At 38.3% G+C, this 23,704-nt stretch carries 22 protein-coding genes and 2 riboswitches; of the genes, 20 read left to right on the top strand and 2 right to left on the bottom strand.

Features of this window, described 5'->3' with window-relative positions; all coding sequences use genetic code 11:
* The first annotated feature begins 258 nt into the window (after positions 1 to 258).
* Genes metK through speB form a run of 5 tightly spaced genes read left to right on the top strand, consistent with a single transcriptional unit; the run spans position 259 to position 5,053 of the window.
* Entirely contained in the window at positions 259 to 1,431 is a 1,173-nt protein-coding gene (gene metK, locus ACKVQX_RS07820) for a methionine adenosyltransferase (RefSeq protein ID WP_231726941.1), read from the top strand.
* Entirely contained in the window at positions 1,431 to 2,918 is a 1,488-nt protein-coding gene (locus ACKVQX_RS07825; RefSeq protein ID WP_409136172.1) for an aminotransferase class I/II-fold pyridoxal phosphate-dependent enzyme, read from the top strand. The genes metK and ACKVQX_RS07825 overlap by 1 nt, the downstream gene beginning before the upstream one ends.
* Entirely contained in the window at positions 2,915 to 3,352 is a 438-nt protein-coding gene (gene speD, locus ACKVQX_RS07830) for an adenosylmethionine decarboxylase (RefSeq protein WP_087680631.1), read from the top strand. The genes ACKVQX_RS07825 and speD overlap by 4 nt, the downstream gene beginning before the upstream one ends.
* Positions 3,352 to 4,209 carry a polyamine aminopropyltransferase gene (gene speE, locus ACKVQX_RS07835; RefSeq protein ID WP_087680633.1) on the top strand — a complete coding sequence of 286 codons (858 nt, stop codon included), beginning with the start codon at positions 3,352 to 3,354 and terminating at the stop codon, positions 4,207 to 4,209. The genes speD and speE overlap by 1 nt, the downstream gene beginning before the upstream one ends.
* The gene (speB, locus tag ACKVQX_RS07840) at positions 4,199 to 5,053 is read left to right on the top strand and encodes an agmatinase (protein ID WP_087680634.1); all 855 of its coding nucleotides are present in this window, start codon (positions 4,199 to 4,201) and stop codon (positions 5,051 to 5,053) included. The genes speE and speB overlap by 11 nt, the downstream gene beginning before the upstream one ends.
* Before the next feature lie 74 nt (positions 5,054 to 5,127).
* Here the strand turns inward: speB and mscL are convergent, their stop codons facing one another.
* Entirely contained in the window at positions 5,128 to 5,517 is a 390-nt protein-coding gene (gene mscL / locus ACKVQX_RS07845; protein WP_068453620.1) for a large conductance mechanosensitive channel protein MscL, read from the bottom strand.
* A 196-nt stretch (positions 5,518 to 5,713) separates the two neighbouring features.
* Here mscL and ACKVQX_RS07850 point away from each other — a divergent pair, with 196 nt between their 5' ends.
* The 3 genes from ACKVQX_RS07850 to ACKVQX_RS07860 all read left to right on the top strand — a co-directional run bounded on the left by ACKVQX_RS07850 (position 5,714) and on the right by ACKVQX_RS07860 (position 8,217).
* The gene (locus tag ACKVQX_RS07850; protein ID WP_409136173.1) at positions 5,714 to 7,153 is read left to right on the top strand and encodes a DHA2 family efflux MFS transporter permease subunit; all 1,440 of its coding nucleotides are present in this window, start codon (positions 5,714 to 5,716) and stop codon (positions 7,151 to 7,153) included.
* Between the two features lie 70 nt (positions 7,154 to 7,223).
* Positions 7,224 to 7,628 (top strand): hypothetical protein, encoded by a 405-nt coding sequence (locus ACKVQX_RS07855; RefSeq protein WP_068453618.1) that lies wholly within the window; start codon positions 7,224 to 7,226, stop codon positions 7,626 to 7,628.
* A gap of 91 nt (positions 7,629 to 7,719) precedes the next feature.
* Complete coding sequence (locus tag ACKVQX_RS07860; RefSeq protein ID WP_087680637.1) at positions 7,720 to 8,217, top strand: hypothetical protein; 498 nt, start codon at positions 7,720 to 7,722, stop codon at positions 8,215 to 8,217.
* A gap of 54 nt (positions 8,218 to 8,271) precedes the next feature.
* Here ACKVQX_RS07860 and ACKVQX_RS07865 read toward each other — a convergent pair whose 3' ends face one another.
* Positions 8,272 to 8,826: a cysteine hydrolase family protein gene (locus ACKVQX_RS07865; protein ID WP_409136174.1), complete on the bottom strand. Its 555-nt coding sequence runs from the start codon at positions 8,824 to 8,826 to the stop codon at positions 8,272 to 8,274.
* Positions 8,827 to 9,216: 390 nt separating this feature from the next.
* Between ACKVQX_RS07865 and ACKVQX_RS07870 the strand changes: the two genes are divergently transcribed.
* The 12 genes from ACKVQX_RS07870 to ACKVQX_RS07925 all read left to right on the top strand — a co-directional run bounded on the left by ACKVQX_RS07870 (position 9,217) and on the right by ACKVQX_RS07925 (position 23,341).
* The gene (locus tag ACKVQX_RS07870) at positions 9,217 to 10,386 is read left to right on the top strand and encodes an alanine racemase (protein WP_409136175.1); all 1,170 of its coding nucleotides are present in this window, start codon (positions 9,217 to 9,219) and stop codon (positions 10,384 to 10,386) included.
* A complete protein-coding gene (locus tag ACKVQX_RS07875) occupies positions 10,374 to 11,690 on the top strand; it encodes a D-arabinono-1,4-lactone oxidase (RefSeq protein WP_409136176.1) in 1,317 nt (438 codons plus the stop codon). The genes ACKVQX_RS07870 and ACKVQX_RS07875 overlap by 13 nt, the downstream gene beginning before the upstream one ends.
* Before the next feature lie 255 nt (positions 11,691 to 11,945).
* The gene (ilvE, locus tag ACKVQX_RS07880) at positions 11,946 to 12,821 is read left to right on the top strand and encodes a branched-chain-amino-acid transaminase (protein ID WP_285216421.1); all 876 of its coding nucleotides are present in this window, start codon (positions 11,946 to 11,948) and stop codon (positions 12,819 to 12,821) included.
* A gap of 33 nt (positions 12,822 to 12,854) precedes the next feature.
* Positions 12,855 to 14,522, top strand: coding sequence for a dihydroxy-acid dehydratase (gene ilvD, locus ACKVQX_RS07885; protein WP_068453609.1), 1,668 nt, complete (start codon positions 12,855 to 12,857; stop codon positions 14,520 to 14,522).
* A gap of 445 nt (positions 14,523 to 14,967) precedes the next feature.
* A complete protein-coding gene (ilvB, locus tag ACKVQX_RS07890) occupies positions 14,968 to 16,656 on the top strand; it encodes a biosynthetic-type acetolactate synthase large subunit (RefSeq protein WP_338839081.1) in 1,689 nt (562 codons plus the stop codon).
* A complete protein-coding gene (gene ilvN, locus ACKVQX_RS07895) occupies positions 16,653 to 17,168 on the top strand; it encodes an acetolactate synthase small subunit (protein WP_068453605.1) in 516 nt (171 codons plus the stop codon). The genes ilvB and ilvN overlap by 4 nt, the downstream gene beginning before the upstream one ends.
* Positions 17,169 to 17,195: 27 nt before the next feature.
* Positions 17,196 to 18,212, top strand: a complete 1,017-nt coding sequence (gene ilvC, locus ACKVQX_RS07900; RefSeq protein ID WP_068453603.1) for a ketol-acid reductoisomerase — start codon at positions 17,196 to 17,198, stop codon at positions 18,210 to 18,212.
* A gap of 89 nt (positions 18,213 to 18,301) precedes the next feature.
* Positions 18,302 to 19,390 (top strand): 3-isopropylmalate dehydrogenase, encoded by a 1,089-nt coding sequence (gene leuB, locus ACKVQX_RS07905; RefSeq protein ID WP_409136177.1) that lies wholly within the window; start codon positions 18,302 to 18,304, stop codon positions 19,388 to 19,390.
* A gap of 19 nt (positions 19,391 to 19,409) precedes the next feature.
* On the top strand, positions 19,410 to 20,819 hold the full coding sequence (leuC, locus tag ACKVQX_RS07910; protein ID WP_409136178.1) for a 3-isopropylmalate dehydratase large subunit: 1,410 nt from the start codon (positions 19,410 to 19,412) through the stop codon (positions 20,817 to 20,819).
* Between the two features lie 12 nt (positions 20,820 to 20,831).
* A complete protein-coding gene (leuD, locus tag ACKVQX_RS07915; protein ID WP_068453598.1) occupies positions 20,832 to 21,422 on the top strand; it encodes a 3-isopropylmalate dehydratase small subunit in 591 nt (196 codons plus the stop codon).
* 136 nt (positions 21,423 to 21,558) lie between these two features.
* Positions 21,559 to 22,071, top strand: coding sequence for an RNA polymerase sigma factor (locus ACKVQX_RS07920; RefSeq protein ID WP_068453596.1), 513 nt, complete (start codon positions 21,559 to 21,561; stop codon positions 22,069 to 22,071).
* On the top strand, positions 22,058 to 23,341 hold the full coding sequence (locus ACKVQX_RS07925; protein ID WP_409136179.1) for a TIGR04104 family putative zinc finger protein: 1,284 nt from the start codon (positions 22,058 to 22,060) through the stop codon (positions 23,339 to 23,341). The genes ACKVQX_RS07920 and ACKVQX_RS07925 overlap by 14 nt, the downstream gene beginning before the upstream one ends.
* Before the next feature lie 62 nt (positions 23,342 to 23,403).
* Positions 23,404 to 23,512, top strand: a riboswitch (TPP riboswitch).
* A 65-nt stretch (positions 23,513 to 23,577) separates the two neighbouring features.
* A riboswitch (TPP riboswitch) is annotated at positions 23,578 to 23,685 on the top strand.
* The last annotated feature ends 19 nt before the right edge of the window (positions 23,686 to 23,704 follow it).

Genomic DNA, 23,704 nt, shown 5'->3' on the forward strand with positions numbered 1-23,704 from the left:
AAAAATAATTCTTTTAGTATTGAACTCAGCATAAAGAATATAGCTCTTATTAATAACCGTTGAGACGAGGGGTCAAAGATACGGTGGCCAAACAATTTTATTCATGCAGGGTAAAATCCTGTGGGCCGAACCTGAGCACAAATGGACATTTGTGAACAATAAGAGGAACAGCAGATGATACTTTTCGAAGCTTTCCTTAACATTGGGTGAGCTTTTTTTGTGCCTAAATTTGCAAAAGTTAGGAGAATTAACAAGAAATTGGAAAAAGTATTATTTACATCAGAGTCCGTTTCAGAGGGACATCCAGACAAGATTGCCGATCAAATTTCAGACGCTGTACTTGATGCAGCACTAAGAGAGGATCCGTTTGCACGTGTAGCATGTGAAGTTTTCACTACGACGAATACGGTCATTGTTGGCGGAGAAATTACGACAACAGCTGTACTTGATTATGAAAAAATTGCGCGTGATACATTGGTGAACATTGGTTACACAGATGATGCATGGGGCATTGATGGACATACATGTGATGTTCAAGTGCTAGTGCACACACAATCACCTGATATTGCGATGGGCGTAGATGCCTCAAGCGATACACAAGATGTTGGCGCAGGAGACCAAGGTATTATGTTTGGTTATGCGACTTCTGAAACAGAGAACTATATGCCACTTGCCATTGAAATGGCACATGAATTAGTAAAACGTGCTTCGATGTTACGTAAAAATGGCGACTTCAAATGGGCTCGTCCTGATATGAAGTCACAAGTAACAATTGATTATTCAAACCGCGAGCATCCTCAAGTGGATACCGTATTAATGTCAATTCAACACGACGAAGAATATGATGAACAAGCGTTTAAAAACTATGTTAAAGAGCAAATCATTGGTTGTGTAGCAGCAAAATTCAATATGAACATGAACTTCCGTATTTTAATTAATCCAACAGGTCGCTTTGTTGTAGGTGGTCCACATGGAGATGCTGGACTGACAGGTCGTAAAATTATCGTCGATACATATGGCGGTGCAGCGCGTCACGGTGGCGGTGCTTTTTCAGGAAAAGACTGTACAAAAGTAGACCGCTCAGCAGCATATGCAGCACGTTATGTCGCTAAAAATATCGTAGCAGCTGAATTAGCAGAACGCTGTGAAATTCAGTTATCGTATGCAATTGGTGTAAGTGAACCGATCAGTATTGCAGTCGAGACATTTGGAACAGAACGTGTAGCACAACAAGAGATCATTCACGCGATTCGTCAAACATTCGACTTAACACCGAATGGCATTATCGACATGCTTGATTTACGCAAACCACAATACAATCAAGTTGCAGCTTATGGACATTTTGGTCGTCAAGAACTTGATTTACCATGGGAGCGATTAAATAAAGTTGATGCCTTACAGCAACTTTTAGCAGTTGCTGCGGAGCAATAATGGTTGTTGTAGCAAGTGCGGAACAAACACGTTTCGCACAGGCTCAAGCCCAAACACCACTGTATGATGCGCTTGTCAATTATGCGAAAAGTGATGTCACGCCATTTGATGTGCCAGGTCATAAACGAGGTGTATTACACCCGATGACAGCGACATTAGGTGAGATGACACTAAAGATGGATGCAAACTCGATGCAAGAACTCGATTTATTAAGCCATCCTGTATCAGTGATTAAAGAGGCGCAACAACTAGCAGCTGAAGCTTTTCATGCAGATACAGCATACTTTTTAGTAAATGGTACAACTGTCGGGATTTTAGCGATGATTTTAGCAACTTGTAAACCGGATGATGCAATACTCGTACCACGTAATTGCCATAAATCTGTGATGAATGGCATTATGCTAAGCGGGGCAATGCCCGTCTTTATACAGCCAACTGTCGATCAACATTTTGGTATCGCACATAATATTACATTGGAACAAGTAAAAAAAGCGCTGGATGAACATCCAGAAGCAAAAGTCTTACTGATTACGTATCCAACATACTTCGGTGCGATGAATGAACTCGAAGCAATTTGCACATGGGCGCATGAAAGAGGCATGCTCGTTCTTGTTGACAGTGCACACGGGGCGCATCTTTCAGCAATTCAACAAGTTGATGCGATGCAAGCTGGTGCAGATTTAGCCACAATTAGCATGCATAAAACAGGTGGGAGTTTGACACAAAGTTCAATTTTATTACAAAATACAACACGCCTTTCACAGGGAAAGGTGCAAAAAGTATTGAATATGCTACAAACAACAAGTGCAAGTTATTTATTAATGAGCTCACTTGATGTAGCAAGACGTGATTTTGCGCTTTACGGAGCGGAGCAGCTTGAAAAATTGAAGCCACTCTTCATGACAGCAATCCAACGAATTGATGCTATGACTCATTATGAAGTTTTAAAGGAGTCTTATATGCACAAGCAGTTTGGACAAGCATATGATTGGACGAAATTAGTTGTTCGTGTAAATGATTTAGGATTAACAGGTTTTGAAGTGTATAGCCTACTGAAAAAAGAATATGGTATTCAAGCGGAATTAGCAGAAGGATATGTCGTGATGTTCGTCATCACGTACGCTGATACGGCGGAGTCGCTTAATCGCCTAGTTTATGCCTTACAAGATTTGGAGATGCGCTATGCAAAAACGCAGTCGCTTCAACTCGAAATGGTTGTGAATGATGAGATTAATCCCATCATTATGACACCGCAACAGGCAAATTATGCAGCACAGGAGATTATACCGATTGAGCAATCAATTGGTCGCACGAGTGCAGAGACGATTATGATTTATCCACCAGGTATCCCTTTAATTATTCCAGGAGAAAAAATTACACAAAAAGTCGTGACATTATATAACTATTATAATCGGAAAATTGGCAATATTCTGTCAGAAAATGAATTTCCGGAAAAAATAACGGTCGTAAAGGATGAGGATCAATGAGTATTGAATTATCAACATTAGGTAGACATGTATTAATCGAATTTTATGGTTGTCCAGCAGAAATTATCGAGCAAAATAAATTAATTGAGCAATTTATGAATGAAGCAGCCGACTACTCAGGCGCTACAATCGTAGAATCTTGTTTCCACCACTTTAATCCATATGGTGTATCAGGTGCTGTGATCATTGCAGAATCGCACTTAACAATCCATACGTGGCCAGAATATGGTTTTGCATCAGTGGATGTTTACACATGTGGTGACTCTGTTAGCCCTTGGAAAGCAGCAGAATATTTAGAGCAAAAGCTGCAAGCGAAAAAGACAGAATCATTCGAAGTACCGCGTGGTATGGCGGATAAAATTCGTCAGTTCGCCCAACAAGAGATTGCAGAGATTACAGTGAAACAAGAGCAGTATGTGGAGGCGACAGTATAATGAAGAAGTACTATACAGAACAATGGAGCGAAGATTGCCAATTTTCAATCGCTTACGAAGAAAAGCTGCATAGTGAAGCCTCTCCATTCCAACAAATTGATTTTTATAAAGGCGAAGAATTTGGTACATTCTTTACACTTGATGGCTTAATGATGGTCAACGAAAAAGACGAATTTGTCTATCATGATATGATTACACATCCCGCTTTTGCGACAAATCCGAATATCAAAAAAGTATTAATTATTGGTGGAGGCGATGGCGGTACAGCACGTGAAGTACTACGCTATAAATCCGTTGAAAAAGTCGTAATGGTAGAAATTGATGAGCTTGTTTTCCGACTAAGCCAAAAATATTTACCGATTACAGCAGCTGGTGTAGAAGAAGATTCACGTATGGAAATGATTTTTGACGATGGTTTAGCATATGTTCAAAACGCACCTGACGCATCTTTTGATTTAATTTTAGTGGACTCAACAGACCCGATTTCAGTAGGGGAAGGGCTATTCACAACTGCTTTCTACCAAGAATGTCACCGCGTTCTTTCAGCAGAAGGTATTCTAATTAATCAACATGAGTCACCATATTTTGCGGAATACGCAGAGAATATGCGCAAAGCACATACGAAAATTAAGAAGATTTTTGACATTGCAAAAGTATATCAATTCCATATGCCGACGTATCCATCAGGACATTGGTTATTCGGATTCGCTTCGAAAAAATTTGATCCAATTCAAGATGTACAAGTAGAAGCATGGTCAAATTTCGGTTTACACACAAAATATTACAATACAGATTTACATGTAGGAGCATTCATGCTGCCAACATTTGTGAAGGAGAAGTTAGCACGTGAAGAATAAAAATATTAGTACTTTTATTGCATGTGAAGCTGCATACGATGAAGCTGATATCGTGTTATTCGGTATTCCTTTTGATGGTACAACAAGCTTCCGTCCGGGTACACGATTTGCGATGCAAGCGATTCGTCCCGATTCATATGGTTTAGAAACATATTCTCCTTATTTACAGCGTGATTTAGAAGATACGCGTGTATTTGATGGTGGTGAAGTAGAACTTCCATTTGGTAATACAGAAAAAGCGATGCAAGAGATTTTAGACTATACGCGTCAAGTAGTAGCAGATGGTAAAAAGTTTATGATGGTTGGTGGCGAACATTTAGTTAGTTTACCAACGATTCAAGCAGCCTATGAAAAATATCCGAATTTACATGTGATTCATTTGGATGCACATACAGATTTACGCCAAGAATTTTTGGGTGAAGAATTATCACATGCGACAGTGATTCGTCGCTGTCATGATTTTTTAGGTGATGGACGAATCTTCCAATTTGGCATTCGTTCTGGTACAAAAGAGGAGTTTGACTGGGCGAAAGAACATACACATTTAGAACCTTTCACAGCTACAACACTACAAAAAACAATTGAAAAGTTATGTGATGTACCTGTTTATATTACAATTGATTTAGATGTATTAGATCCAAGTATCTTTCCTGGAACAGGTACACCAGAACCGGGTGGCTGGACATATCGTGAATTAATGGAAGCGATTCAATCATTCCAATCACTCAATCACATTGTGGCAGCAGATGTCGTGGAGTTATCACCACAATATGACGTTTCGGGTGGTTCAACAGCAGTCGCATGTAAAACAATTCGAGAAATGCTTTTAACATTAGCGAAATAGTTCCAATATATAATAGAAGAAAAAAACAGGCTAGGGTTTACGTATAAAAAACGTCAAACTCTAGCCTGTTTATTTTATTCAGTCTTATCTTTTTCAGCTTGTGCGCGTAGTAAGTCGCGAATTTCCTTTAATACATCATCTGTTGTTTCTTTTGGAGCTTCTTCGACTTCTTCTTCCTTCTTTTTAGCAAATTGTAGTTTATTTAACGTACGCACAAAGAAGAAGATTGCAGCAGCGATAATAAAGAAGTCAAATACACTTTGTATAAATGCACCGTATTGAATGCCAAAAGCAGTTAAGTCTTCAAATTGTTTTTCTGAACCCAAAATCTTAGCGAGTAAGGGCATAATAATATTGTTTACAAGCGAACTAACAATTTTACCGAAAGCACCCCCAATGACAACCCCGATTGCTAAATCGATTACGTTACCTTTGAAGGCAAACTGTTTAAATTCGTTCCACATAGGATAAAACCACCTTTTATAAAATAATCTTCTTAACGATACCGTAACTGTACGATTGTATTCAAGAAAAAATTAAAAATAAAATAGATAACCTAACAAAAATAGGGATTTTTGAACGGAATTTGTATTAAAAATAGAAAATATCGTGCTATAATATATATTTGTATATAAGCTGGAACATGAAAGGATTTAAAAAATGAATAAAGTATTTTTAGCAGTATTACTCGCTACAGCACTCGCAGCGATTGAAGGAACGATTGTTGCAACTGCAATCCCGAGTATCACAGCAGATTTATCAGGTGTTGAGCTGATTAGTTGGATTTATTCAGCTTACTTATTAGCATCTGCCATTGCCACGATTCTATTCGGTAAATTAGCCGATATTTTTGGACGTAAAAAGATGATTATTATCGGGATTGGTATCTTCGTTACAGGTTCCTTACTAGCAGGAGTATCACAATCGATGGTACAACTCATTATTTTCCGAGCAATTCAAGGGATTGGTGCAGGTTCAATTCTTCCGATTACATTAACAATTGTTGGTGAACTATTCCCAACAGAAAAAGCACGAGCAAAAGGTCAAGGATATATTTCGATGATTTGGGGTGTCGCAGGTGTTATAGGTCCATTATTAGGTGGCTATTTAGTTGATCAACTATCTTGGCACTATATCTTCCTATTAAATGTCCCATTCGGTTTAAGTGCATTATTCTTAATTGCACGTTACTATGATGAAAAAGTGCATAAAAAGAAACACCATATTGACTACTTAGGAGCAGTTATCTTTTCAATTACTGTTGTCACCTTCTTACTATCCATTATTAAAGGAAGTAACACAGGTATTTGGGGTTCAAACGAACAAATTGCGTATTATTCTATTTCACTGATTGGACTATTCCTATTCATTCGTGTCGAGTTACGCGCAAAAGAACCGATTATTCCATTAACACTTTTTAAAAACCGTCGTTTAATGACTGTAAATGGGCTAACATTTATGATGATGTCGATTGTCATTAGTGTTTCTGTCTACATTCCAATCTATGGTCAATCCATTTTAGGCAATAGCGCTACACAAGCAGGTTTACTTATTGCGCCGCTTACCGTCATGTGGACAGTTAGCTCTGTATTAGTTGGTACATTAGTCGGACGTTTCCCAAATAAAGTGATTATTCAAGCCGGTACACTGTTACTTGTCATAGGTACAACAATGTTAGCCTTTTTAACAACTGATTCATCGTACGTATATGTGGGTATAAGTACAGCAGTACTCGGTGCAGGAATGGGGTTAATTGCGCCACTCATTATTTTAACGGTTCAAGCAGCAGCAAAACCAGATGAAGTAGGCATTTCAATTGGTTTAAATTCATTTACGAATACCTTTAGTCAATCGCTTGGCGCAGCCTTTTTCGGTGTGTTATTTAACATCATGACAAGCCAACCTTTACGCGATTTAGATAAAGGTGAGATTCAATTGAATGGCTCGTTCGATCATCAATTATTTACAAAAGCTGAAATGAATGACTTACTTCATATTATTACGAGCGGTGTACAAGTGGTTTATATCGGTGCAGCTGTCTTTGCGGTAATCGCTTTTCTACTAGCGACAATGTTACAAAAAAATAAAGTTCGCCATTAATGGTTTTTATTTAGTAGAACGGTGTTTTTTGGTATAATAAGATTAATCACAGGCGGAAGGGTGAAGGTTCTTGAGAATAGTAGAATTTCACGACTTTGATATATTCAATATTAAATTCGATTTATTAGAAGAAAAAGAATTACTTGAGTTATTAGAAGCAAAACAAGTGGATGTTGACGATGATGATGAGTATCATCTTGTAAAAGACGTTAAAGTGGGTTTCTCAGAAGACTTAGAAGGCGCACAAATTATTGGTCAAATTGATTTAATCGATTTACAATTCCGTCGTCATATCGAAGCAACGATTAGTGGTTATTTCACAATTGACATGGAAGGTCAAATTGATATGGAAGCTGCTTCACAAAAGATGTATGAAGACGGTTGGTATGTATTAAAACAACAATTACGCCCAATCGTAAACTTTTTAACAACGATGGATTCGCGTAAAGCGGTTCATCTACCGTTAGACTTCTAAGAATCAACAAGTATAGAATCAAAAAAAGGAGCTACATTTCGTTGTTCCTTTTTTTGTTGCGACAAAGTAGATATGGAGAGAGATGGAAAGTATGAGCTTCAAACATAGCGTGCATCGAATTTCATGGGTACCGATTATAGCCTGTATAGCTGCTGGTTTATTCATGATAGCACTCTTTTTTATTGTTGGATTTCATGTGTTTTTTGAAAAGATGCCCCTTTTCTTAATTGAATGTGGGTTAGCTGGGTTGTTTATTTATTTTGGATTGTTTTTATGGTATCAGCGATTGAAAAAGCAACCAATTCATTATAATGATGAATGGATTACAGTGGATGGTGATGGTCATCGTATTTACTGGAACGAAATTGAATCCGTTCAATTTTCAAATGTCGGCGGTATGAAAACAACAACCATTGTCCCTAAAAAGCAATGTTATAAAATATTGAAACAACGAATGGGACGACATAATCTTCAAAAAGTATATGCATTTTATTGGTTTTATTTAGAGAGACCAAAACAACTGCACGACCAAATTATTCAACAGTGGTATCATGCACACAACAATAATACAAATCATCAATTAAAATAAATACAGGAGACGACATAAGTTTTCATGTCATCTTCTGTATTTTTTATTTTAAAATTAATCGTTTTTAATCGTAAAACCAAGACTCGATTTAAAATGTTGCAATGCCCATTCATGTCCTGTCTTATTAAAACTTGCGACACCATCTGTATAAATAGTGCAATCGTAGCCGAGATTATAAGCATCGACTGCCGTATGCAAAATGCAAATATCCGTGCAAACTCCAACAAGCGTTAGTTCGCGAATACCTCTTTCATTTAATAAAAGAGCAAGTGGAGTACCTGCAAAAGCACTATAACGCGTTTTATCAATCGAAAAAACATTCGGTTGACTTTTTATTTTTTCGTAAATTGTTTGAATGGAGCCATACAAGAGTTGTCCATCTGTTCCTTCTATATTATGTGGTGGGAATAGAGAAGATTCTGGATGATGTGGATCCTGTTTTTGATGTAAATCATTCAAGAAAAAAATACATTCTCCTTGCGTATGAAAAGTTTGAATCAGGCTCGAAATACGATGTTCAATCAATTGACCAGGAATACCACACGTTAAGGCGCCATCTGTCGCGACAAAGTCACGTGTGTAATCAATAACAAGTAATGCTTTTTTCATAAAATTAATCCACTCCTTTTCAACCATTATAAGGGAGCAGACGAACGAAGACAAAAGGTTGAAAAAAAGTTGTCACAAAATAGACAAAATGTTTTACTTTTTATTTTTCAGCATTTATAATAAAAACAATTCAAAAACAAGGGAGGTTTTTACAATGGAATTTTTAGAAACAAAAAAATTAAATCGTCAGGCTTTACTTTTCTTAGCAATCAATACATTAGTGATTCTCAACTTTGCGATTGATTTCTATGAATTTCATTGATGTATAATATGAACATACACATAACTTACTCCTTTATTTGAAATCTGAACGAATTCGTTTGATTCTCAAATAAAGGAGTATTTTTTTGTCTTAAATGGGTATTTAATGAAATGGAGGTGTTTTTTACATTGAAGAAATATAAAAGAGCTTTTGAAACACTTGAGCGCCCATTTGCGTGGCTTGATTTAGACGCACTTGATGCAAATATTACAACCCTCTCTCTCCAAACAAAAGACAAGCGCGTCCGTATTGCGACTAAAAGTGTACGGTCAGTGGAAGTACTTCGTTATTTAGAAGAACATGTACCGTATATGTGTGGTTATATGACATATTCAGCAGCAGAAACAGACTATTTAGCACAACAGGGACTCAATCATTTTTTAATTGGCTATCCTGTTTATGAAACAGAATCTGTTCGAAATTTATGTAAATGGATTAAAAAAGGGAAGGATATCACCTTTATGATTGACGCACTTGCGCAAGCAGGCTGGCTCCACCAAATTGCAAAAGAGCAAGAAGTCAAAGTGAATGTGTGTATTGATTTAAATCTATCGATTAAAACACCTATTGTTTATTTTGGCACGCGTCGTTCATCGATTACGACAATTGATGATGCTTCGTTATTAATCGATCAACTTCAAGCGATGTCCTCACTTGAAATTGTTGGGGTTATGGGGTACGAAGCGCAATTAGCTGGTGTTCAAAATCAGCCGAAAAATAAAGCGAAAGGCTTAATAATCCAACAATTACAGCAACAAACAAAAGAGAAGGTAACGAAGTTAAGGAAACAAATGGTAGCGCTCGTAAAGCAAAAAGTAGGAGATTTACAATTTGTGAATGGTGGTGGCACAGGCAGTTTGGCGTTCACAGCGAATAGTAAAGAAGTAACGGAAGTAACAATTGGTTCTGGATTCTATGCACCGTCTATTTTTGATTTTCATAAATCAGTAAAGCTGGAATCAGCTGCTGGTTTCGCATTACGTGTTACGCGAAAGCCAACATCAGATACGATTGTTTGTCATGGTGGGGGGTATATCGCTTCAGGTATTTCAGAACAAAGAGAGCCGACAATTTTAAGTGCAGGTCTCACTTATTATCCAACTGAAGGGGCTGGGGAAGTACAAACACCTTTAAAAGTGAGTACGAAAGAGCATTATGAAATTGGAGATACAGTTTATTTTCGACATGTAAAGGCTGGTGAACTATGCGAACATTTTAAAGCACTTCACCTCGTACGCAGTGAAAAATATAAAGGAGCGTTTAACACATACAGGGGGGATGGACAATGCTTTCTATAAAAAAGATGCGACAAGGACGTTTTGAAAACTGGGCAGGGAATGTAAAAAAAGAAGGCTGCACACCACATGAACCACAGACGATTGAAGAAATATGTACATTCGTTTCACAGGTGTATGAAAAAGGGGGGATGATTCGCTCGGTTGGCGCGGCACATTCATTCAGTCCGGTAGCAAAACCAGAGCAGCATCTAATATCACTTCATCATATGCGTGGTTTATTAGATGTAGATGCGGTAACACAACAAGCGACTTTTTGGGGTGGTACTTACTTACATGAAGTAGGGCCGATTTTAGCACGTTATAATTTGGCACTTGAGAATATGGGCGACATTGCAGAGCAAACGATTGCCGGAGCCATCTCAACAGGTACACATGGTACAGGTTTAAAGCTCACCTCGCTTTCTAATCAAGTAGTGAAATGGGGATTTATAGATGGACAGGGGAAGCTACAGGAAGTGACGCGCAGTTCAGATGCACTCTCACAATCCCTCCATCTTTCGCTCGGTCTACTTGGCGTGATTGTCTACGTGACATTCCAAGCTGTTCCACTCTATGCACTGCAATATGTTTCACGCCATGTCGATGTAGCCGATACTTTAAAAAACGCCCATTTAATTACGCAAGCACATCGTCATGCGGAATGGTTCTACTTTCCTGGACAAAAGAAAATGCAGTTGAAGACGATGCGACAAGTCGAGCCATCCAATCAAAGCGAACCCTATATTCAGCACCAAATCGATCAATTTATCGAAAATACATTATTTCAAGCGCTCTCTACGACTTGTAAGTGGTATCCGAAAGCGACAAAATGGGTTAGTGAACTGGCAGCGAATGCTGTTCCAAATGGTCGGAAAAGAGGACTTAGTTATGAAATTTTTCCGTCTAAACGTCAAGTACGATTCGTCGAGATGGAATATGCAGTTACTATTGAACAAATGACAGCTGTTTTAGAAGAAATACATTTTGTACTCAAATCGCATCCGTTTGCTGTTCATTTTCCGATTGAGATTCGTGTTGCCAAAGGGGAAAGTGGCTTTCTTAGTCCAACGCAAGAACAAGATACAGCCTATTTTGCATTTCATATGTATCAAGGTATGGACGAAGAACCTTACTTTAAGTGGGTGCATACACTTATGAAAAAATATAAAGGGCGCCCGCATTTTGGTAAGATGAATGAACTGGATTATGAGCAGTTACAACAAGCCTATCCACAACTTCCACTCTTTTTAGAAGAACGACAAAAAGTAGATCCACAAGGTGTTTTTTTAACGCCATATTTCAAAGAATTATTCCAGCTTACGTAGTAGATGCGTCTTATTTGTCTTTTGATTTAGAATTATTAAAGTTTTCTAAAAATATTGTTTTTTAAGGAATAATGACAATTTCGAGAAGATATAAGGATGAAAGCGTATTCAATAAAGATTCATTTTTTAGAATTGTTTAACAATTTAAAAAATAGCATTGACGTAACTGGAAAAACGCACTATGATAATAACAATTTAAAAAACGTATTTGAAACGACCAAATAAAATTTTCAAAGGGAAAGCGATGTGAACGAAATGACAGAACAAAAGATATTTTTAGATGGAGAGTTTGTTGCAAAAGAAGATGCAAAAATTTCAGTCTATGATCATGGTCTTCTATATGGAGATGGTATTTTTGAAGGCATTCGCGTTTACAACGGAAATATCTTTCGTTTAAAACAGCATTTAGTTCGTTTATATGAATCAGCAAAGTCGATTCTGCTCACAATCCCTTACACAATTGAAGAAATGACAGAGATTGTTGTTGAATCTGTTCGCGTAAATGAATTGAAAAGTGCGTATATCCGTTTAGTTGTTACGAGAGGCGTTGGCAACTTAGGGATTGATCCATCAAATTGTAAAAAAGCGAGTGTCATTGTTATTGTAGAACCACTCGCTCTATTTAAAGAAGAATTATATGAGACGGGCATTAAAATCGTGTCGGCATCAAGTCGTCGCAATCGTTCAGATGTATTGAGTCCAAAAACAAAGTCACTCAACTACTTAAATAATGTACTCGTCAAGATTGAAGCGAATTTAGCAGGCGTTCCAGAAGCGCTCATGATGAATTCAGAAGGATATGTAGCAGAAGGCTCAGCAGATAATATTTTCATTGTGCGAGGCAAAGAGCTGATTACGCCTCCTGGCTATGTTGGTGCCTTAGAGGGAATTACACGTAATGCGATTCTCGAAATTGCACATGAACAAGGCTATGAGGCGAAGGAAGAAGTCTTTACTCGACATGATGTATACGTGGCTGACGAAGTATTTTTAACAGGAACAGCAGCAGAAGTTATCGCTGTTATTGAAGTGGACGGACGTGTCATTGGTACAGGGAAGCCTGGAAAAGTCACAAACGACCTACTCAAGACGTTCCGAAAAATCGTCGAGCAAGACGGTACAAAAGTATAAACTAACAACTTAAGAAAAATAGGCGGTGTCAGCATGCGTAGTGATATGATTAAATTAGGTGTGGACAGAGCGCCACACCGTAGCTTACTTTATGCTACAGGTATTAAGACAAAAGATTTAGAAAAGCCATTTATCGGTGTATGTAACTCATATATCGACATCATTCCAGGGCACAAGCACTTACAAGAGTTCGGTGCGATGGTGAAAAAGGCGATTATTGAAGCTGGTGGTGTACCATTCGAATTCAATACAATCGGTGTAGATGATGGAATTGCGATGGGACATATCGGAATGCGTTATTCATTACCAAGTCGTGAGTTAATTGCAGATTCAGCAGAAACCGTAATTAATGCACACTGGTTTGACGGTGTATTCTACATTCCAAACTGCGATAAAATCACGCCAGGTATGCTTATGGCAGCTGTTCGTACGAATGTACCGTCGATTTTTGTTACAGGCGGTCCAATGGAAGCGGGCGTATCAGCTGATGGTGAAGCACTGTCACTTACATCTGTATTTGAGGGTGTTGGCGCATACAAATCAGGAAAAATGTCAGCAGAACAATTACTAGATATTGAGGAAAATGCTTGTCCAACATGTGGTTCGTGTTCGGGTATGTTTACTGCAAACTCGATGAACTCATTAATGGAGATGCTAGGCATGACGGTTCCAGGAAATGCAACGATTGTCGCAACTTCTGAAGAACGTTATGAGCTAATTAAGCAAGCCGCAATTCATTTAGTCGAGATGGTTAAAAAAGACATTAAACCACGCGACATTGTGACAAAAGAAGCGATTGATGATGCGTTTGCATTAGATATGGCAATGGGCGGTTCAACGAATACCGTTTTACATACGCTTGCGATTGCGCATGAAGCAGGAATTGACTACAACATTGAAGATATTAATGAAGTAGCGAAGCGAATTCCTTATTTAGCTAAAATTATGCCAGCTTCAGACGTATCCATGCACGATGTCCATTTAGCAGGTGGTATTTCTGCTATTATTAACGAATTAGTATCGATTCCAGGAGCGATTACAGCCGACCGTATAACGGTTACAGGAAAAACATTGCGCGACAATGTAAAAGATGCTAACATTACAAACACTCAAGTGATTCGCACAAAAGACGATCCGTACAGTAAAGTTGGTGGCTTATCGATTTTATTCGGTAACATTGCACCGAATGGAGCTGTAATCAAAGTAGGAGCTGTTGATCCATCGATTACAACATTCCGCGGAGAAGCGATTGTGTTCAACTCACAAGAAGAAGCACAAGAAAAAATTGATGATGGTACAGTTCAAAAAGGACATGTTGTCGTCATTCGATATGAAGGTCCAAAAGGCGGTCCAGGTATGCCGGAAATGCTAGCTCCAACATCTGCGATTCAAGGTCGTGGACTTGGAAAAGACGTCGCACTTATTACAGACGGACGTTTTTCAGGCGCATCACGCGGTATCTCAATCGGACATATTTCGCCAGAAGCTGCTGAAGGTGGTCCACTAGCACTTGTACAAAACGGTGATATCATCTCAATTGATTTACCAAACCGTACGATGAATGTGGAATTATCAGAAGAAGAAATGGAAGAGCGTCGTCAAAACTTACCTACATTTGAACCAAAGATTAAAAAAGGTTGGTTAGCACGTTATTCACATCTTGTCACATCTGCTTCTACAGGTGGAGTTATGAAATTCTAAAAATTCAAAATAATTAAATAATATAAATCGTTGATGAGGTTAAAGGTTTTGACCATCTATATTTTCAGAGAGCCGGGTTGCTGTGAGCCGGTAGTATAGCCAAAACTGACATCCCCTCGGAGTGGGTTATTAAACGCTACATTAGTTATTAGATAACCTCGGGCGCATACTTTTGTGCTTGTTAAATAAAGAAACTACTCTATTCGCTAGGTGAATAGGGAGCATAGTTTCATGAGGTAGTATTTTACTACGAATAAAGGGTGGTACCATGAAAAGCTTTTTTCATCCCTACGTGAAGGTTTTCTTTTGCGTGGATGAAAAAGCTTTTTTCTTTATACATGTGATAATAACAAGGGAGGATCTATAAATGAATGCTCAAACTCAAGTTGAAACAACAAATCAAATCGATGCGGGTGTTTCGAAAGAAGTCACACCTCGAACCAAAATGACAGGTGCAGATGTATTTATTGATGCGCTGCATAAGCAACAAGTTGAAATTATCTTCGGTTATCCAGGTGGTGCAGTATTACCGCTTTACGACGCATTATATCGTAACCCATTAAAACATATTTTAGCACGACATGAACAAGGTGCGATTCACGCGGCTGAAGGTTATGCACGTGTAACAGGTAAACCGGGCGTTGTTATTGCGACATCTGGACCAGGTGCTACAAATCTCGTAACAGGTATTACAGATGCGATGATGGATTCACTACCTCTTGTCGTTTTTACCGGGCAAGTTGCTACGACAGTTGTCGGAACTGACGCTTTCCAAGAGGCAGATATTGTAGGGATTACACAACCGATTACAAAACATAATTATCAAGTGAAGGATGTTCAAGATTTACCGCGAATTATTAAAGAAGCATTCCATATCGCCAATACAGGACGTAAAGGACCGGTATTAGTGGATATTCCAAAAGATATCGCGAATACAGTATTCGATGCAGAACAATTTGATGACGATGCACCGATTCATTTACCAGGTTATCAGCCGACCACACAACCGAACTTCTTACAAATTAAAAAGGCGATTGCTCTATTGGAAGAAGCAGAACAGCCTTTAGTATTAGCAGGTGCAGGTGTTTTAGCAGCAAATGCATCAGCTGAATTGACTGAATTTATTGAAAAATATAATTTACCAATTGTGAATACATTGCTTGGATTAGGTTGTATTGATGGAGAGCATAATCAGTTCTTAGGAATGGCGGGTATGCATGGTACATTCGCAGCGAATATGGCGATTAGTGAATGTGATGTACTTCTAAACATTGGTGCACGTTTTGATGACCGTTTAACAGGTGACTTAACGAAATTCGCACCAAATGCCAAAATCATTCATATCGATATTGATCCAGCTGAGATTGGGAAAAATGTTGAGACATTAGTACCGATTGTGGCGGATGCAAAATTAGCGCTACACGCACTATTATCAAAAGATTTTACAACACCAAACTTATCAAAATGGCATGAATATTTAACCGAGTGCAAGACTGAATATCCATTATGGTATGACGAAGAAGCAGCACAAGGTGAAATTTTACCACAACAAGCGATGGAAATTGTGAATCGCATCACAAAAGGCTCAGCAATTGTGACAACAGACGTTGGTCAACATCAAATGTGGGCTGCACAATACTATAAGTTCAAACAAGAGCATCAATGGGTAACATCCGGTGGACTTGGTACGATGGGATTCGGTTTCCCAGCTGCCATCGGAGCACAATTCGCTTTCCCTAACAAGAAAGTTATTTCAATTGTAGGTGATGCAGGTTTCCAAATGACGCTTCAAGAGCTTGCATTATTAAAAGAATTCAATTTACCTGTCAAGGTCGTTATTTTAAATAACGCATGTCTTGGTATGGTACGTCAGTGGCAAGAAACATTCTATGACGAACGCTATTCATCTTCTATGATTCCAGTTCAACCGGATTTCGTGAAGCTAGCAGAAGCGTATGGTGTAAAAGGTTATCAAATCGATGACTTGAATCGCCTTGAAGAACAATTATCAGAAGCGATTCTTTCAGATGAAGCAGCTGTAATTGATGTACGCGTAAAGCAACTAGAACTTGTAACACCAATGGTTGCACCTGGTAAGGGCTTAGCTGAAATGATTGGAGTGAAAAAAGGATGAGACGAGTAATTACAGTAACTGTTATTAATCAAAGTGGCGTATTGAATCGTGTGACAGGTCTACTGATGAAGCGCCAATTCAACATCGAAAGCATTACAGTAGGTCACACGGAGCAAGAAGGTATTTCAAAAATGACGTTCATCGTACATGTGGAAGATGAACGCAAAATTGAACAACTTGTCAAACAAGTTTCAAAACAAATTGATGTATTAAAAGTGAATGACATTACAGATAAATCCATCGTAATGCGTGAGCTTGCATTAGTTAAAGTTGTTGCTCCACCGAATTTGCGTGCGGAGATTAATTCAATTGTAGATCCATTCAGAGGATCAATCATCGACATTGGTAAAAATGTAGTAACGTATCAAATTGTCGGTGATCCAGAAAAGATTGACGCATTTATTGAACTCATTAAACCATATGGTATTAAAGAGCTAACAAGAACGGGTGTTACAGCATTTGTTCGAGATGCTCAAATCAAACCAGCACCGCAAATTTCGATTTTAAAATAAACCAAACAATATTAGGGGGAATTTACAATGGTAAAAATGTATTATAACCAAGATATCAACGAGGCAATCTTAAAGGACAAAAAAATCGCAGTAATCGGATACGGTTCACAAGGCCATGCACATGCATTAAACCTTAAAGAATCAGGTTTCGACGTACGCGTAGGTATTCGCCCAGGTGGATCAGCAGAGCGCGCTAAAAATGATGGTTTAGTTGTAAAAACAGTTGCAGAAGCAGCGAAAGAAGCAGACGTAATCATGATCTTACTTCCAGATGAGCGTCAAAAAGAAGTATATGAAGCAGAAATCAAAGACGGTTTAGAAGCAGGTAACGCACTTGTATTCGCACATGGTTTCAACGTTCATTATCAACAAATCGTACCACCAGCAGACGTAGATGTATTCTTAATCGCACCAAAAGGTCCAGGACACTTAGTTCGTCGTACGTACCAAAACGGTGCAGGTGTACCAGCATTAATCGGTATTTACCAAGATGCAACAGGTACAGCGAAAGATTTAGCTCTAGCTTGGGCTAAAGGAATTGGTTCAGCTCGCGCAGGTGTTCTTGAAACAACATTCAAAGAAGAAACAGAAACAGACTTATTCGGTGAGCAAGCTGTACTTTGCGGTGGCGCAGTTGAATTAGTAAAAGCTGGTTTCGAAACATTAGTTGAAGCAGGTTACCAACCAGAAATCGCTTACTTCGAATGTTTCCACGAATTAAAATTAATCGTTGATTTAATGTACGAAGGTGGAATCGACAACATGAACTACTCAATCTCTGATACAGCAGAGTGGGGCGAGTATGTTTCAGGTCCACGCGTTGTAACAGCAGCTTCTAAAGCAGCAATGAAAGACGTATTAACAGATATCCAAACAGGTAAATTTGCGAAAGAATGGATTGCTGAAAACGAAAATGATCGTCCACAGTACTCAGTGAAAAAACAAGCAGTACGCGATCACCAAATCGAAGAAGTAGGCGCTAAATTACGTGAAATGATGCCATTCGTTGGACAAAAAGCAAACAAAGAAGTTGTAACAAAATAATAAAATATGGGGTGTGGGAAGTATATGCTTCCCGCATATCACTCCATACTTGTTATTTTCGCACGATTTGATTTAAGGGGGAAATTATAATGGAAAAGAAAATTACAGTGTTACCAGGAGACGGTATTGGCCCAGAAGTAGTAACTGCGGCTGTTGAAGTATTAGGTGCAATCGCACAAAAGTATGATCATCAATTTCATTTTGCATATGGTGCAATTGGCGGTGTAGCCATTGACCAATATCAAGATCCACTACCACAAAATACGATTTCACTATGTGAAGAAAGCGACGCTATTTTATTAGGCGCAGTTGGTGGACCGAAATGGGATCATAACCCAGCAGATTTACGCCCAGAAAAAGGACTACTCCGCATCCGTAAACACTTCGACTTATTTTCTAATTTACGACCTGTGCAAGCGATTCCGTCGATGCTCAAATCATCTCCTTTAAAAGAAGATATTGTGAAAGATGTTGATCTTCTAATCGTTCGAGAATTAACAGGCGGTTTATATTTTGGAGAACGTCATCGTACAGAGAACGAAGCACTTGATTCATTAACTTATACAAGAGAAGAAATCGAACGAATCGTCGATAATGCCTTCACACTAGCACGCTTACGTCGTAAAAAACTAACATCGGTTGATAAAGCCAATGTACTTGATACATCACGTTTATGGCGTGATATCGTAGATGAGAAAAAATCACAATATCCAGATGTAGAGGTAGAGCATAGTTTAGTTGATTCAACAGCAATGAAGCTAATTACAGCACCTGCAGAATATGATGTCATTGTGACAGAGAATATGTTTGGTGACATCCTAAGTGACGAAGCATCAGTTATTACAGGTTCATTAGGTGTATTACCTTCTGCAAGTATGCGTGCAGATAACTTCGGTTTATACGAGCCCGTACATGGTTCAGCACCTGAAATTGCTGGTAAAGGGATTGCAAACCCAGCAGCAACAATTCTTTCGGCAGCGATGATGTTACAATATTCATTTGGTTTATTAGAAGAAGCAAAAGCAATTGAAGACGCAGTGGCAGCTGTTTACGAAAAAGGATTCTTTACAGGTGATATGGCGCCAAAAGGTGTAGAAGCACTCTCTACAAATGACTGGACAGAAAAAGTATTACATGAAATCGAATCAGCTTATGTAAAAGAACAAACATTTATTTAATGATGATGAGGTGAAGAATATGGGGAAAAATATTATTGAAAAAGTATGGGATCAACATATTGTCTATCAAGAAGAAGGAAAACCAGATTTATTATATATTGATTTACATTTAGTACATGAAGTGACGTCACCACAAGCATTTGAAGGACTTCGTTTAAATAATCGTGTATTACGTCGTCCTGATTTAACATTTGCGACAATGGATCACAACGTACCAACGAAGAATTTACCAATAATCAATGACCCAATTGCAAAAAAGCAAATTACAACACTTGCGGATAACTGTAAAGAATTCGGTGTTGAATTGGCTGACATGGGGCATCCAGATCAAGGGATTGTCCACGTTATTGGACCACAACTTGGTTTAACACAACCAGGTAAAACAATCGTTTGTGGTGATTCACATACATCAACACATGGTGCATTCGGTGCGATTGCATTCGGAATTGGTACATCAGAAGTAGAACACGTCATGTCCACACAAACACTTTGGCAAGCAAAGCCAAAAACATTAGAAATTCGTGTAACAGGCGAGCTTGGTTTTGGCGTAACAGCAAAAGACGTCATTTTAGCGATTATTGCAAAATTCGGCATTGATGTTGGTACAGGGTACATTGCAGAATTCACAGGTGATGCGATTCATCAATTATCAATGGAAGAACGTATGACGATTTGTAATATGTCGATTGAAGCAGGTGCAAAAGCAGGTTTAATTAGTCCAGACGAAACAACGGTTGAATATTTACGCGGACGTAAATATGCACCACAAGGCGAAGCATTTGAACAAGCTGCGAAAGAATGGTTAGCACTTGCAACAGACGCAGATGCAACGTATGATCGTACAGTCGTTATTGATGGTTCTGAAATTGAACCATTCGTTACATGGGGAACAAATCCTTCAATGGGTACCGGGATTTCAAAAACAGTTCCATTTGCAAAAGATTTAGCAGATGAATCAGACCGTCAAGCGCTTGAAAAAGCACTAACATATATGGATTTAGAGCAAGGAACACCAATCGAAGACATCGCAATTCAACATGTATTCATCGGTTCTTGTACAAACTCTCGTCTACATGATTTACGTGCCGCTGCAGAAGTCATTCAAGGTAAAAAAGTAGCAGACGGTGTACGTGCTATTGTCGTACCAGGTTCTTATTCTGTGAAGCAATTAGCAGAAGCAGAAGGTTTAGACAAAATCTTCTTAGATGCAGGATTTGAATGGCGTGAATCAGGTTGTTCGATGTGTTTAGCAATGAATGAAGATGTTGTACCTGCAGGTGAGCGTTGTGCTTCTACATCGAATCGTAACTTTGAAGGTCGTCAAGGTGCAGGATCACGTACACACCTTGTAAGTCCGCCAATGGCAGCCGCAGCCGCAATCGCAGGCCATTTTGTTGATGTACGAAAAGTAATGAACGTACCTGTATAGGAGGGGAATTGTATGGAACCAATTAATATCGTAAAAAGTATTGTGACACCATTAAATCGTAAAAATGTCGATACAGACCAGATTATTTCAAAAGAGTTTTTAAAACGTATTGAACGTACAGGTTTTGGTCAATATGTATTCTATCATTGGCGTTTTGATGCAAATGATCAGCCAATCCAAGACTTCGTATTAAATCAGCCAAAATATGATGGTTCATCTATTTTAGTAGCACATGATAACTTCGGGTGTGGTTCATCGCGTGAACACGCACCATGGGCGATTTTAGACTACGGTTTCCGCGTTGTTATCGCACCAAGTTTTGCAGATATTTTCCATAATAACTGCTTCAAAAATGGAATTTTGCCGATTGAGTTACCTGTTGAACAAGTAGAGGCGATTTTAGCAAAAGCAGAGGCAGAAGATTTACAAGCCGTTGTAAATTTAGAGGAGCAAACCGTAACAGCTGGCGAAGATGTTTATCGTTTTGACATCGATCCTTACTATAAAAAAATGTTAATCAACGGTTGGGATGAAATTTCGTTGACGTTCCAATACGAAGAGTACATTTCAAAATTCGAACAACGTAAAGCACAAACTGTATAAATTAAGATAAGCTATCTATGGATGTTGGGGATTCCCAATCATTCAATAGATAGCTTTTTTATTTTTTTTTAATATTTTCAAAAAAATGAAACCTTTTATAAAAAGTATGCGACGATAGAGGTGAAGGGGTGAAAATATGACGATGGAAGAACTGATTGAGGCATATGCAGATTATTGTTATCGTGTCGCTTTTATTTATGTAAAAGACCACGGGGCAGCAGAAGAAATTGTACAAGATGTTCTACTCGCACATTATCGAAATGAACATGCTTTTGAACAACGTGCCTCTTTAAGAACGTATTTAGCCAAAATAACCGTACATAAAAGTCAAGATTATTTACGAAAGAAGAAAGGGAAGTGGCGCTTCTTTTTTACAAAAGAGAAGGAAGTCGACATAGGCGATTCGACGATTAACCCAGCGAATCTTTATGGAAGAAAAGAAAGAAATGGAGAAGTAGTAGATGCTGTTTTACAACTGGATGAAAAGTATCGTGCCATTATTTTATTTCATTATTTTGAGGAATATACGCTTGCAGAAATTAGTGAGATTTTATCGATTCCACTGAACACTGTAAAAACGCGTCACCAGCGTGCGAAACAACAACTCAAACAATCGTTAAAGGAGGTTTATTTTGATGAAGAATTTTAAACAATCATTTCAACGAGAGATGAATCAATATAAAATGTCAGAACAGGCAAAAGAGCGAATGATTCAAAAAGGAAAAAAAGAGAGAAGAAAAGTCATCTATAAACCCCTCCTATTAACTGCTTGTATGATGGTCGTATTCGCTGGCATTCTTCTTATGATTTTCCAACAACAAACGACACGCGTTGGACAAGCAGAAGATGGGATTCAGTCGATTCGAATTGATACAGAAGCGCGTTATGAAGAAGACGGAACAACATTAACGAATCAATGGTTTTCAAGCGAGCGAGAACTATCTTCTTCTAAATTTGAAGCATTTCAAAAAAAATTAAATGCGAGTCCTGTTATAAAAAAAGAAATAGAACCACCTTCTTTATACTATGTTGTCGAAGTAACGAAAGAGAACAACGAAGTCGAAACCTTTTTACTATTTTCGAATGACGAAGATACACAGTATTATGTAAAAGAACTTGATACAGATAAGATTTATAAATGGGTTGACAGTGTAGAGGAAACGGAACTCTTTTTCAAATTAAAACCAAGTGTTATGGAGATAGCACTCATCGCATTTATTTTATGTATACCCACTTTATTTTCAACATTATTCATTGAAAAAGAGAAGAAAGAACCCTATGAATATCAAAATAAAGTGAAAAATATTTTCGGGAAAATAGCATTCGTTACGACTATGCTTTTTGCATGGTACGTCATTTGGAAAACCAGAAATATTTTTTATGGTTTATTAATCTTTACATTTGCATCAATTATCGGTTCATTCAATAAAAACCATATTCGAATGAGCCGTCCAAATGCGATGAAGTTATTAGAAGGAACGAAGGATATACTGAGTTACACATATGCCTTTACAATATTTATTTTTATACTGTACCGTAATCAAAACGCTCTATACGTAGGAATTGCCTTTATTGTTTTAAGCTTTATTTTATGGTTTGTCATGAAAAATCGTGAAGAAGTAACGTGTCCACATTGCGACGAAGTGCTCGACTATCGGACGACGTGGAAACTTCAGTGGGGTATGAAGAAATATCAAGCATGTGGACATTGTGCACAACCGATTTATTTAAACAAAAGACGTATTGATCTACAAAGCTTCCTGCTAAGTCTTGTGTTAGGCGCATTATCAATCGGAGCGCATCTGTACGGAATTCATACAGCGTATATTATCGGTGTTATCATCGTTTATATGATTTACTTTATGTTATTTTCACCGCTCTTTATTCGTGTCGACAAAGAGGACAAACCACTTTGGTGATGAAAATAAAACCAACTATTGCATAAATTACTAGGGAGTGCTATACTCACCTTAACAAAATCATAGTGTGCTAGGAGTGCTGGTGTTGCCAGCTGAGATGGAGCCGTAAGCTCTGGATTCTTTCAACCTGATCTAGTTCATACTAGCGTAGGGAAGCCGTTTCGACCGAAAAAACAATTTCAGGTCCCTGTTTCGATACGTGTATGGAGACAGGGGCTTTTTCTAATTTCATAATGCTTCACCACTAGGGGTGCCGTTTTTACGTGCTGAGAGAGGTTTCGACACCTTAACCCTTATTACCTGATCTAGTTCGGACTAGCGTAGGGAAGTGGCATGCGATGATTCTGTCATTTGCAGCCATTT

Origin of the sequence: Kurthia sp. ISK08, from assembly GCF_046159805.1 — a bacterium.
GTDB classification, from domain to species: Bacteria; Bacillota; Bacilli; order Bacillales_A; family Planococcaceae; genus Kurthia; species Kurthia gibsonii.